Origin of the sequence: Pseudophaeobacter sp. C1-32P7, assembly GCF_041008775.1 — a bacterium.
In the GTDB taxonomy this organism is placed as follows: domain Bacteria; phylum Pseudomonadota; class Alphaproteobacteria; order Rhodobacterales; family Rhodobacteraceae; genus Phycobacter; species Phycobacter gallaeciensis_A.
On record NZ_JAXGFR010000002.1, the window covers coordinates 313,279 to 325,074 of the forward strand.

Sequence of the window (11,796 nt, forward strand, 5' to 3'; positions counted from 1 at the left end):
ACGCGCAGGGCGGTTTGCGGTTTTATTTCGCGAACAACACGGCTGCGTTTGCCAGACCGTCGGTCATCATCTTATGGGTGCCCTCGGGTCCCATGTTGATCGGCGCGCCCTTGACCGCGTTCTGCACGATTTCAGCCATTTCCGGCGAGGCAACCGCTTCATCGATCGCGGCTGCGATGGCCTCGACCGCAGCAGGATCGGTGCCTTTTGTGGTCGCCAGATAGAACACCGGGTCGACATAGGCGTTGATGCCGGATTCCACGAAGGTCTTGACCTCCGGCGCATAGCTCAAGCGCGACTGGTTGGCGCCCGCGATCACCTTCATGTCGCCGGATTCAAGATAGGGAAACTGCTCGCCCGATCCGAAACCCGCCAGAACCTGACCGCCCAGGATCAGCTTCATCACCTCGGCGCCGCCATCAGCGGTCACCAGGTTGAAATCCGCTCCGGTGGTCTTGGTCGTTGCCTTCATCATCAGAACCTGCGGCGGTGCCATGGTGGCAACCGCCAGCTGCCCCTGCTCCTTGGAATAGGCGATCAGGCCCTCCAAATCGTCAAAGGGCGCATCGGCGCTGGCCACCAGCGCAAGCTCTGCCTTGGCGACGGTGCCAAGGTAATCAAAGCTGTCGACATCAAACGGCAGCTGATCGCCGCGCTGAACCAGCTGGACCAGAACGGGGATGCTAACCCCCATGCCAACGACCTTGCCCTGCGGGGGGCGCTGCGACAGGCCGGTGAACATGGCAACGCCGCCGCCGCCGGGCTTGTTCTCGACCACGATGTCCCAGCCGGTGTTCTTCTCCATCACGCTGGCCAGCACGCGGCCCATGGTGTCTGTCGATCCGCCGGCGCCAAAACCGACCTGAATGGTCAGCGCTCCATCGGGTTTCCAGCCCTCTGCGGCCAGCGGCGCGGCAAGCGTCATCATCGCGGCGGCGCCAAGCGCCAGAATCCGGGATTTAAGTGTCATGTGATTTCCTCCTCTTTGTTGTCTTTCCTCCGTCACCCACAAACAGGCGCGACGGGTCTCCTCCTGGAAAGTTACTTAACCAGTAAACTATTTACCTCTCCCCTTGCTCAACAGTGAATTTCCTCGGCCAGACGGCGCAGATCTCCTCACCTGCGCCGGATGGTTATGCCCCGGCGGTTTGCGCAACTCCCAGCAACGCCAGCCGCGCCGGACGCATTGCGGCAATCACTTCCAGCTGGCGCGTGGCGACCCGCGTCAGCCGCTGCGGATCCGAATGGGCCGATGCGGCCCGCAGAACCCGGCTCCACAGCGCCGTCAAAAGCGTATCGCGGGTCAGCAGATAGAATTCATGCGCAAAGGCGGTTGGGTCAGGGTTGTCCAGCAACTGTTTTCGCGCAAGGTTCCAGCCTTCCAAGGCAGCAGCAACGGCCTCTGCCTCCTTGCCCTCTGCCGCCATGAAGGCCGCGAAGGCCTCCGCCGGGGGTGTACCCAGCAGACGTGTCGCCAGCATGCGTTCGTGAATGCCGTTAGCCCCTTCATAGATCGCGGTGATGCGGGCATCGCGATAGGTCTGCTCCAACCGGTATTCGCGCAAGTACCCATAGCCGCCCAGCACCTGCACTCCCAGTTCAGCGCCGCGAATGCCTGCCTCGGTGCCGCTGACCTTGGCCAGGGGGGTCAGGAACTCCACCAGATCAGGATTGTCGCCCTTCTCCATGGTGACAAAGGCCAGATGCGCGATGGCGCGAGCGCCCAGCGCACCGGCGTCGATGTCGTCCAGCATCCGGCGCACATCCGCGTGCCCATCCAGCGTCACCGACTGTCCGTCGGCACCGCGCCCCTGCTGGCGCTCTGCCGCGTAGGAGGCCGCAACATCATAAGCACGCGCCGCATGGGCCACGCCCTGAAGCGCCACATCAGAGCGGGCGTGGTTCATCATCGTGAACATCGCCATCAACCCCTGCCCCTCGGCCCCGATCAGCTCGGCTTCGGCGCCATCAAAGGCCAGCTGGCAGGTGGGCGAGGCATGCAGGCCCATCTTTTCCTCGATCCGGGTCACGGTGACAGCGTTGCGGCTGCCATCGGCGCGGGTGCAGGGACACAGGAACAGAGAGAGCCCTTTGATCCCGTTGTCCGAGGTCCGCGCCAGCACCAGATGCAGGACCTTATCGCTCATGTCCTGATCGCCGCCGGAGATGAAGATTTTCTCACCTGTGATCTGCCAGCCATCCCCATCGGAGGTCGCACGGCAGCGCACGCGCGAGAGGTCCGATCCCGCTCCGGGTTCGGTCAGGCACATGGTCGCCAGCGTCTCCCCCGAGGCCAGCGACGGCAGGTAGCGGGCCTGCTGATCCGCCGTGCCGAACCGCGTCAGAGTGCGCGCAGCGCCCGGCACCAGCCCGGTGACCATCTGCATGGAATGATTGGCGCCTGAGAAAATCTCGGATGTGATCGCCAGCATCATCGCGCCCATGCCTTGGCCACCGAATTCCTCGGGGATGGTGAGGCCCGGCCAGCCTTGTTCAGCGTAAGAACGGTATAGACCCTTGAACCCAGCGGGCATCGCGACGCGGCCATTCGTCAGCGTGCAGCCCTCAAGATCACCGGGTTCATCCAGCGGTGCGATCTCACCTTCGGCAAAGGCCGCGAAATGCCCGGCAATCTCAGCTGCGAATTCCGCATCCCAATCCGGCAGATCCGCTGTGCCCACCACATGGTTCAGCGTGAACAGGATGTCCTCAACAGGGGCGGCAAAAGGCTTCATTGGTTATTCCACTGCATAATAGTCGATTTCAACGGCAGAGGCCCGGCGGATACCGGAGCAGACAAAGAGCATGTGATTGACCCAAGCATAGCGGTCATCGCCGGTCTCCAGCCGCGCGGCCGTGCGCATGTAATAGCTGGTGGGGTCCACATCCTCGCCCTTGGCCAGCCGCGCAATCACATCAGGCGGGCCGTGACGGCTGCCCACATTGACGATCTCGATCACCGCGCCGTCTTCGGTTTTCACCGCATAGCGCGTATCAAGATGGGCGGCGCCATCGCTGTAGATGGTCTGCCAGTCGGCCCCGAGGTTCAGCACCTCGCCGGTCAGATCGGGGCCAAGCGCCTTGCCCCCGATGATCGGTATGATCCGTCGCACACCCGCGCGTCCCTGCCCCATTTCAATCGAGGCACCCAGTTCCACCCGCAGGCGGAAGGCATGGCGCAGCTTTGGTGCTGGGATCTCCATCTCAGTCGACCCCAAGCAGACGCATGGCGTTGCCCTTGATGATGTCTTCGCGCAGGTGGTCCTTAATCGCAATTTTCTCGAAATCAGACAGCCAGCGTTCCGGCGTGATCATCGGCCAGTCGGATCCGAACAGCACCTTCTTCTTCAGGATCGAGTTGCAGTATTTCACCAAGATCTCGGGGAAATACTTGGGCGACCAGCCAGAGAGGTCGATATAGACGTTGGGCTTGTGCTGAGCGACCGACAGCGCCTCTTCCTGCCAGGGGAAGGACGGATGCGCGAGGATGATCTTCATGTCCGGGAAGTCCACCGCCACGTCATCCATATACATCGGGTTGGAATACTTCAGCCGCATGCCGTTGCCGCCGCGCATACCGCTGCCGACGCCGGTCTGACCGGTGTGGAACAGGGCGATACCGCCTTCTTCGGCAATCGCTTCATACAGGTCATAGGCCATACGGTCATTGGCATAAAAGCCCTGCATGGTCGGGTGAAACTTGAAGCCCTTGATTCCAAAATCCTTAATCAGGCGGCGCGCTTCGCGGGCGCCCATCTTGCCCTTGTGCGGGTCGATGCTGGCAAAGGGGATCAGAACGTCGTCGTTCTCGGCCGCCAGCTCGGCAACCTCTTCGTTCTTGTAGCGGCGATAACCGGTTTCGCGTTCGGCATCGACCGGAAAGATCACCGCGGCGATGTTCTGCTGGCGGTAATGGGCAGCGGTCTGCGGCACGGTGGGCGGATGCTGCCAGGGCGCGCCAAAATAGCTGGCCATGGTTGCCTGCAGCTCATCATAGCCGTCATCGGCATGGCAGCCGCAGGGTTCCTCGGCGTGGGTGTGGAAATCGATCGCGCGGACCTTGGAAAAATCTACCATCGTTGTGTTCCTATCAGAGTTTCGCAATGCCACTGGCAGCGTCATCATAAAGCCGCTCCAGCAGATCTGCGCGGCGCGTCAGCACCTTGCGGAAGTTGAGGTTGCCCTTGGCGGTGATCTCAGCATCGGTGAGCGAAGGCGGCTCGGCCAGCACAATGGCGCGCACCACCCGGGTGGAGGAGCCGGAAATGCGACCTGCGCGCTCGTTCAGCCGGTGATGAATGTCGGACAGAAGCTGCGGACAGACCAGCGCGCCGCCGTCTTCCTCCAGCGTGAAGCCTGCTGCCTCGATCGCCTCGCGGTTGGGGAAGATCATCACGCCGATCTCGTTCTTGTCCTGCCCGGTCACCACCAGATCGGCGGCCAGCGGTGCAAGGGTCGAGAGCATTTCGATCCTGAGGCCCGCCGCCCGCACCCAGGTGCCGGTCAGCAGTTTGAAGTCCTCGGAAATCCGCCCGTCAAAGCGCATGCCCTTGTTGATGTCGTCCTTGTCCACGAACACCATGGCATCGCCGGTGATGAAATAGCCTTCCTCGTCAAAGGCCTCTGCGGTCTTTTGCGGGTCTTCGAAATAACCGGGCATCACGTTCGGTCCCTTGACCCGCACTTCGCAGCGCATGTCGTCATCCGGGATCAATTTCAGGGTCACGCCGGTCATTGGCACGCCCACCACGCCCGAGCTTTCCGTCGGCTCCTGCTGGATCATGGTCGCCGGGGCGGTTTCCGTCAGCCCCCAGGAAGAGGTCATCAACGGCACCTCGCCCTTGATCTCCATCGCCATGGTTTCGAAACCCGACCAGACCTCCTGCGGCAATGAGGCGCCGGCGTAAAAGATCATGTCCAGCTCTTCAAAGAAACGCTGACGAAGCCCCGCGTCCTTTTCCAGCGCCTCCAACAGCATGGCAAAGCCCATGGGCACATTGAACACAAGGCTGCCGGTTACCATCGACAGGTTCTCGACGGTGCGATCAAACAAGCCCTTCACCGGCTTGCCATCGTCGATGTAGAAACTGCCGCCATTGGCCAGCATCATGTTGAAGTTATGCGAGCCGCCAAAGACATGATTCCAGGGCAGCCAGTCCACGATGCGCGGCGGGCGTGCCCGCAGGAACGGCAGGCTGTCGGCCAATTGTGTCTGGTTGACGCACATCATCCTCTGCGTGGTCAGCACCCCCTTGGGGTTCGAGGTCGACCCGCTGGTCATCAGGATCTTGGCGACGGTATCGGGCGTCACCTTGGCAAATCCCGCGTCCACATCAACGCCCGTATCGCCTTTCAGAAGGTCCGCAAAGGCCGTGACATCGGCGCCGCCGGTGCGGGTCGCAACGATCTCAACCCCCTCAAGGGCATCCAGTTTCAGCGCCTCGCCGTATTGATCGGCATCGACAACATAGGCCATCTTTGGCCGCACCAGTTCGATGGCGTGGCGCAGGCGGCCATGGGCGCCGTGGATCAGCGAATACTGCTCGGCCACCGGTACGGTCGGCACACCGGCGTATTGCGCGGCCAGCGACAACAGCCCGTGATCGACGCCATTGCCGGACATGATCAGGATCGGCGTATCCGCCCCCATGCCCCGCGCCAATAGCGCCGCCGCAATGGCGCGCACCTGCTGCAGGGTCGCCGCATAGCTTTCCTCGCGCCAGCCCGCCCCGCTGCGCTCGGCCAGGAATACCCGCTCGGGCGCCTCTTCAACCCAGCGGTGCAGCCAGTCACCAGTCCGCTCTGTCACCGGCCCTAGATCGTATTCAGACCGCAACAGCAGGCTGCCGTCGGGGCGCTCCTCGCGCGAGACTGCGTGTGGCAGGAAATTGGACGTCCGTTTCATGGTCTATCCTTTCGACAGGCTCTTCTGGATCAGCTGCATCGCCGCGATCACCGTGTCGCGGGTCGTTGCATCCATGTTCTCCAGCAAGCGTTGTTCATGGGCGGTCACCGCGGCAACCGCTTTTTCACAGAGCTGGCGACCGGCCAGCGTCGCCTTCAACGCATAGGCCCGCCGATCCGTCGGCACCCGGTCGCGCACGATCAGCTCGCGCCGTTCAAGCTCGTCTATGATCACGACCAGATTTGGCCGCTCCACATCCATCGCATCCGCCAGCTGTGACTGGCGCAATCCCGGATTGTCAACGATCAGCACCAGTGCCGTATAGGTTAGCATCCGCAGATCAAAAGGCTTCAACGTCCGGGCCAGATCGGTCTGTACGACGTTGAACGCCCGCTTCATGTGATAGCCGACAAACGCGCGCAGTGTTTCATCGCTGACGTGAGAAACGCCCATTTCAGGCTCAGGCTCTTTGATGACGGTCTTCATCGGATCACCGGAACTTAGGTGCGCGTTTTTCAAGGAAAGCACGCAGACCTTCCTCGGCGTCCGGCGTGGTCTGGGACAGTGCCGCCGCCAGCGATTCCGTGAACAGGCCATCGGCCTGCGACATATCGTTGATGCGGGCAATCGACTGGATCATCAGATAATTCGACAAGGGCGCATTGCGGGCGATCTTGCCCGCCAGCGTCTGCGCCAGCTCCAGTGCCTCACCCTCACCCACCGCATAGTGGGCAAGGCCAAGCGCCACGCCGGTTTCGGCATCGTATTTGCGGCCCGTCAGCATCATTTCGGTCATCCGGTCCGCGCCCAGAAGACGCCCGACCCGCGCGGTGGCGCCGCCCCCCACAAAGATGCCGCGCCGCCCTTCGGGCAGCTGGAAGATGGTCGAAGGTTCGGCGATGCGAACATGGGTCGAGCTTGCCAGCTCCAGCCCGCCACCGATCACCGCCCCGAACATGGCGGACACAACCGCCAGGCCGCCGAACTGGATCTTCTCCATCACCTGGTGCCACTGGCGCGAGTGATAGAGGTTTTCCTCGGCCGAACGGTGCACATGTTCAGACAGGTCCAGCCCCGAGCAGAAATGCCCCGCAGTGCCGGTCAGGATGACAACACGCACCTCCTTGGGCGGCGCCGAGAAGAAAGCATCAAGCGCCTCCAGCAGCTCTTCGCACATGGCGTTGCGCTTGTCCGGACGGTTCATCGTCAGGGTGGCGATGCTGTCATTGATGTCGATTTTGAGTATCTGATCGCTCATGCGCGGGATCCTTCAGCGCGGCGGCAGGCGCACAGCGCCATCCAGCCGGATGGTTGTTCCATTGAGAAATGGATTGGTGACGATCTGCTCGGCCAGAAGCGCGTATTCCTCGGGCGCGCCCAGCCGGGCAGGAAAGGGAATATTGGCGGTGATCTGCGCCGAAATCTCGGGCGGCAGCCCTTCCATCATCGGGGTCTGGAACAGGCCAGGCGCGATGGCCATGACGCGGATACCCGATTGCGCCAGTTCGCGCGCGGCCGGCAGGCACATGGAGGCAATCGCCCCCTTGGAGGCCGCATAGGCCGCCTGCCCCAGCTGTCCACCCTCGAAGGCAACCGAAGCGGTGTTGATGATCACCCCGCGCTCGCCATCCGCCAGCGGGTCCAGCTCTGCCATCAGGCGGGCGGCGTGGCTCATCACATTGTAGGTGCCAAAAAGGTTCACCCGCAGCGTCTTTTCGAACACATCGAACGACAGCTTGCCGCCACGACCAACGATGCGCGCCGCCATGCCGACCCCGGCGCAGCTCACCGCGATTCGGGGGGCGCTGCCCAGCTGCTCTGCGATGCTGTCGAGGGCTGCACCGACGGCGGCCTCATCACTGACATCTACATGCAGGGCGATGCCGCCGATCTCATCCGCGACCGCCTTTGCCCGTTCGATATCGAAATCCAGAATGGCGACTTTCGCGCCTTTTGCGGCCAGATGCCGGGCCGTCGCCGCACCAAGGCCACTGCCGCCACCTGTGACCAGCGCCACATGTCCATCTATCTGCATAGTTCCTCCCCGAACTGGATAACTGATATGATAGTTATCCCGCATATCTTCTTTTTAATCGTTATACGAAATACCTATCTCGCGCCAACAAAATTTTCACAAACACTTAAGCCACTAATTTTGAATACGTTTTGCGGACCGCCTCGGGTCTATCAGCACGAATCCATACTCCTGCGCAGCTCGCGCCGCCGTCAGGTTTGATCCTGTTTCAGCTCGGCCTCGCCGTCAAAAACCTGCGCCAGGCGGGCCAGCGCCTTGTCGATTTCGCGGATCTCCATGTGGCAACAGCCCAGAACGAGACCATTCAGCCCGGTGACCTCGGCGGCAAATCCCGAAAGCGGGCGCAACCCCAGACCGGCGTCCCGCGCCCGCTTGCAGACTTCGTGATCTTGCCAGCCGTCGTTCAGATGAAACACCAGCTGCATGCCCGCACCGTGGTCCGGCGCGCTGCCATAGGCGGAAAACTCCTGCTGCAGCCGCGCCAGCAAATGCTTGCGCCGCTCACCATAGATACGCCGCACCCGGCGCAAATGGCGGTAGAACTCGCCGCTGTCGATGAACTCGGCCAGGGCCTGCTGCGGCATGCCGCTGGCCCGGGTGCCAAAGCGCAGCAGGCTGTCGTGCAGCGGCGCAATCAGTGTCTCGGGCGCGACCACATAGCCGATCCGCAGCGCGTTCGAGAAGGTCTTGGAAAAACTGCCAAGGTATATCGTCCGGTTCAGCCCATCGAACCCCGCCATCGCCGGAATAGGGCGCCCCGCATATCGGAACTCGCTGTCATAATCATCCTCGATGATCCAGGCGCCGGTCCGTTTGGCCCAGTTGAGGAATTCCAGACGCCGCCCCGGCGCCATCGCCCCGCCCAGCGGATGCTGATGCGATGGCGTCAGCACCACCGCCTTCAGATCCGCATCCTCTGCGGGAACGCAGGCGCCAAGAGCATCGACACGCAGGTAATGCGAGCGCAGCCCCTGCGATTGCACGATACGGTTCAGAGGCGGATATCCCGGATCCTCGATCCCGATGGCGCTGCCGCGTGGTGCCAACGTGCGCAGGCAAAGCTCAAGCGCATCCGTCGCCCCCGCAGTGATAATGATTTGCTCGGCGCCCACCTCGATCCCCCGCCACTCTGCCACATAGGCCGCAATGGACCGGCGCAGCGCTGCATTGCCCCGGACCGTGCCACCATCCAGCATGGTTTCCGGCGCCACCCGGCAGATCCGCGACACGCAGCGCGCCCATTGCCGGTGCGGGAACAATCGCATGTCCGGCTCTCCACTGTTGAAGGGCAACAGGGCACGCGGCGTCTCCTTTGCATGCTCCGGGGGTGCAGGATGCACCGGCTGCAGTTCGACCTGCCCCATGGCGCAGACGGTAAACCCCGAACCGCGTTTTCCCGCGATGTAGCCTTCGGCTTCCAGCTGCTCATAGGCCGCCACCACGGTCGAACGCGACACCCCCAGCTCTACCGCGAAACTGCGGGTGGCCGGCAGCTGGCTGGCCTCCGGGATCTCTCCTGCCGCGATCCGCGTCCGCAGCGCCGTGCAGATCTGCTCGAACACGGGAACAGACAGACTGCGGTCAATGGAAAAGGTCGGCCCGGGTACCTGCTGCACGGTATTGGTCTCCACGTTCCGCCCAATACTGCCCCATTGCGTCAGTCCGGTCTACTGTCCCACCCACGCCGCAGATCCACAAAGGTTTCGTTATAGCAGGCGCCCCCGGCAATATCCGTGCGCAGAGCCGAGGGAATCAGCGCATTCGCCGTGCGGCCGCTGCGCGAGCTGGAAAGCCAGGTGCCCTTGGGGCTGTAGACCACGCCGGGCCGGGTGGCAGTTGTCACCTCCAGCGTAAAGGTCACCTCGCCCCGGGCATTCCAGACGGTGACGGGATCGCCATGGCTGAGTCCGCGTGCCTCGGCATCCTGCGGATGCACCTGTACCACCTCAGCCCCCGCCGACAGCGCATGATGGCCAAAGGTCGCGTTGGTCCGCTTGTCCGAACTGGGGGTGACCAGCACCAGCGGCAGATCCTGCGGGGCGGGGTCATAGCGCGGGACACCGCATCCGAACCGATCCTCAAGCTCCTGACTGAACAGCTCAATCCGCCCCGACGGCGTCTGCGGCATCACCGATTGGCACAGCACCAGCGGACTGCCACCCCCTGCGGTCAGCGCGATGGCCCGGTCGCAGGACATCTCGCTGGGTGGCATACCCCCGAACACCGGATGCGACGCGTCCATGGCCTGATCCATCAGGTCCTTGTCACTGTCGCGGAACTCGGGCTCCTGATACCCGAACCGGGCTGCCAAACGGCGAAAGATCTCGGTGTTGGGCAGGCTTTCCCCCACCGGCGCGATCACCGGTTCGGCCCTTTGGATGTAGTTCTGCCCATAGGCGCCATAGATGTCATCATATTCGAAATGGCTGGCGGCAGGCAGGATCACGTCGCAAAAAGCCATGGAATCCGTCATCACCACATCCGCGCCTGCGATGAACAGATCCTCTTGCATCAGGGCCTCGATCATCCGGTCCTGATCGGGGTGCGTTGCAACAGGGTTGTGGTTGTAGATCATCACGGCCCCGACCGGCACATCAAGGCTCCGGTCCAGCATCTTTTCCGCCACATCGACGATATTGAAACAGCGCGTGCCGGGCCGGATCAGATGATCCCCCTGCAGGCGGGACGAGGTCTTTGGCGCGGCGGCCCCGGATTTCGCGACCACCCCGGCACCGAGGCGCCCGTGATGGCCTGTCAGCGCATTCAGAGCCATCGCCGCCCGCAGCCCGGCACCGCCCGAGCGGGTCCGTTCGATCCCGTTGCCAAAGGAGCTTGCCATCCGGCGGGACGCGACGATCCAGTCCACCAATTGGTGCAGCTCTTCCGCAGGGAGGCCGCAGATGTCGGCGACACGATCCGGGGTATAGGCGCGGGCCTCCTCCATAAAGGCGTCAAACCCATGGGTCCATTTGCCGATGAAGGCCATATCCAGCGCATCGCGCCGCTCCAACTCGGCCGCCAGTCCCAGGGCAAGAACCACATCGGTCCCCGGTCGCAGTTGCAGGTGCATATCGCATTGCTCGGCCAGCTTGATCCGCTTGGGATCAATCACCACCACCCGCGCGCCGGATTTACGGGCCTCTTTGATCACGCGCATGAAATGCAGGTTGGAGACCGTGACGTTGTTGCCCCAGACAAGGATCAGATCCGATTGCACTGCCTGCTCCGGCGGCATGCCCGGCGCGCTGCCAAAGAGGCTGGCGTAGGCCTCTCCGCGCACACCACCACAGAGCGGCCCGCGATCCAGCAACGTCGCCCCCATCCGGTAGAAGAACCGCCGGTCCATTGAGCCCCCGGCCAGTTCACCATGCGGCCCGGCATAGTTAAGCGGCAGAACCGATTGCGGCCCATGCGCCTCGATTGCCTGGTTGAAACCTGCATGGATCAGGTCCAGCGCCTCCTCCCAGGTGATCCGCTCATAAGACCCCGATCCCCTCGGGCCGGTCCGCTTCAAGGGGTGCCGCAGGCGGGCCGCGCCATGCACGAAATCCGGATAGCAGCGGGCCACCTTGTTGCAAATCACCCCGGCGGTGAAGGGGTTCGCTGTCGATCCCCGGACTTCGGAAATCTTGCCACCCTCGACCTTGACGGAGAGGCTACAGGTATCCGGGCAATCCAGCGGGCAAACGCTTGGGCGAAAGGCGGTCGGGTCTTGATTGGTCATCTCGGCCTCTGAAAACAACACTCAAAGGGCGGATACACCGGCAACTGGGAGGGCGTTAAGCTCCAATTTTGGCAAAAATGACCAGACCAATCTGGTGAAAGCATGGGACAGGAGGGCCAAACTGGCCCGCTA

10 protein-coding genes are annotated in these 11,796 nt (G+C 62.7%); all 10 read right to left on the bottom strand.

From position 1 onward, the window contains the following. Positions 1–22: 22 nt before the first annotated feature. The 10 genes from SM763_RS04405 to SM763_RS04450 all read right to left on the bottom strand — a co-directional run bounded on the left by SM763_RS04405 (position 23) and on the right by SM763_RS04450 (position 11,664). Complete coding sequence (locus tag SM763_RS04405) at positions 23–970, bottom strand: Bug family tripartite tricarboxylate transporter substrate binding protein (RefSeq protein WP_065270933.1); 948 nt, start codon at positions 968–970, stop codon at positions 23–25. Between the two features lie 163 nt (positions 971–1,133). Then, complete coding sequence (locus tag SM763_RS04410) at positions 1,134–2,735, bottom strand: acyl-CoA dehydrogenase family protein (RefSeq protein ID WP_368997712.1); 1,602 nt, start codon at positions 2,733–2,735, stop codon at positions 1,134–1,136. A 3-nt stretch (positions 2,736–2,738) separates the two neighbouring features. Further along, positions 2,739–3,203 carry a DUF3237 domain-containing protein gene (locus tag SM763_RS04415; RefSeq protein ID WP_368997714.1) on the bottom strand — a complete coding sequence of 155 codons (465 nt, stop codon included), beginning with the start codon at positions 3,201–3,203 and terminating at the stop codon, positions 2,739–2,741. A 1-nt stretch (position 3,204) separates the two neighbouring features. Beyond that, on the bottom strand, positions 3,205–4,077 hold the full coding sequence (locus SM763_RS04420) for an amidohydrolase family protein (protein ID WP_368997715.1): 873 nt from the start codon (positions 4,075–4,077) through the stop codon (positions 3,205–3,207). A 13-nt stretch (positions 4,078–4,090) separates the two neighbouring features. Further along, entirely contained in the window at positions 4,091–5,905 is a 1,815-nt protein-coding gene (locus SM763_RS04425) for a feruloyl-CoA synthase (RefSeq protein ID WP_368997717.1), read from the bottom strand. Positions 5,906–5,908: 3 nt separating this feature from the next. Then, the gene (locus SM763_RS04430; RefSeq protein ID WP_065270938.1) at positions 5,909–6,391 is read right to left on the bottom strand and encodes a MarR family winged helix-turn-helix transcriptional regulator; all 483 of its coding nucleotides are present in this window, start codon (positions 6,389–6,391) and stop codon (positions 5,909–5,911) included. 4 nt (positions 6,392–6,395) lie between these two features. Further along, positions 6,396–7,163 carry a crotonase/enoyl-CoA hydratase family protein gene (locus SM763_RS04435; protein ID WP_274832390.1) on the bottom strand — a complete coding sequence of 256 codons (768 nt, stop codon included), beginning with the start codon at positions 7,161–7,163 and terminating at the stop codon, positions 6,396–6,398. Positions 7,164–7,175: 12 nt separating this feature from the next. After that, a complete protein-coding gene (locus tag SM763_RS04440; RefSeq protein ID WP_368997719.1) occupies positions 7,176–7,940 on the bottom strand; it encodes an SDR family NAD(P)-dependent oxidoreductase in 765 nt (254 codons plus the stop codon). A gap of 191 nt (positions 7,941–8,131) precedes the next feature. Beyond that, on the bottom strand, positions 8,132–9,556 hold the full coding sequence (pdxR, locus tag SM763_RS04445) for a MocR-like pyridoxine biosynthesis transcription factor PdxR (protein WP_368997721.1): 1,425 nt from the start codon (positions 9,554–9,556) through the stop codon (positions 8,132–8,134). A 41-nt stretch (positions 9,557–9,597) separates the two neighbouring features. After that, positions 9,598–11,664, bottom strand: coding sequence for a molybdopterin-dependent oxidoreductase (locus tag SM763_RS04450; protein ID WP_368997722.1), 2,067 nt, complete (start codon positions 11,662–11,664; stop codon positions 9,598–9,600). Positions 11,665–11,796 lie beyond the last annotated feature (132 nt).

Excerpts from the sequence above, each read along its gene's own strand:
- SM763_RS04405 (WP_065270933.1), bottom strand. The coding sequence starts at position 970 with ATGACACTTAAATCCCGGATTCTGGCGCTTGGCGCCGCCGCGATGATG.
- SM763_RS04410 (WP_368997712.1), bottom strand. The coding sequence starts at position 2,735 with ATGAAGCCTTTTGCCGCCCCTGTTGAGGACATCCTGTTCACGCTGAAC.
- SM763_RS04415 (WP_368997714.1), bottom strand. The coding sequence starts at position 3,203 with ATGGAGATCCCAGCACCAAAGCTGCGCCATGCCTTCCGCCTGCGGGTG.
- SM763_RS04420 (WP_368997715.1), bottom strand. The coding sequence starts at position 4,077 with ATGGTAGATTTTTCCAAGGTCCGCGCGATCGATTTCCACACCCACGCC.
- SM763_RS04425 (WP_368997717.1), bottom strand. The coding sequence starts at position 5,905 with ATGAAACGGACGTCCAATTTCCTGCCACACGCAGTCTCGCGCGAGGAG.
- SM763_RS04430 (WP_065270938.1), bottom strand. The coding sequence starts at position 6,391 with ATGAAGACCGTCATCAAAGAGCCTGAGCCTGAAATGGGCGTTTCTCAC.
- SM763_RS04435 (WP_274832390.1), bottom strand. The coding sequence starts at position 7,163 with ATGAGCGATCAGATACTCAAAATCGACATCAATGACAGCATCGCCACC.
- SM763_RS04440 (WP_368997719.1), bottom strand. The coding sequence starts at position 7,940 with ATGCAGATAGATGGACATGTGGCGCTGGTCACAGGTGGCGGCAGTGGC.
- SM763_RS04450 (WP_368997722.1), bottom strand. The coding sequence starts at position 11,664 with ATGACCAATCAAGACCCGACCGCCTTTCGCCCAAGCGTTTGCCCGCTG.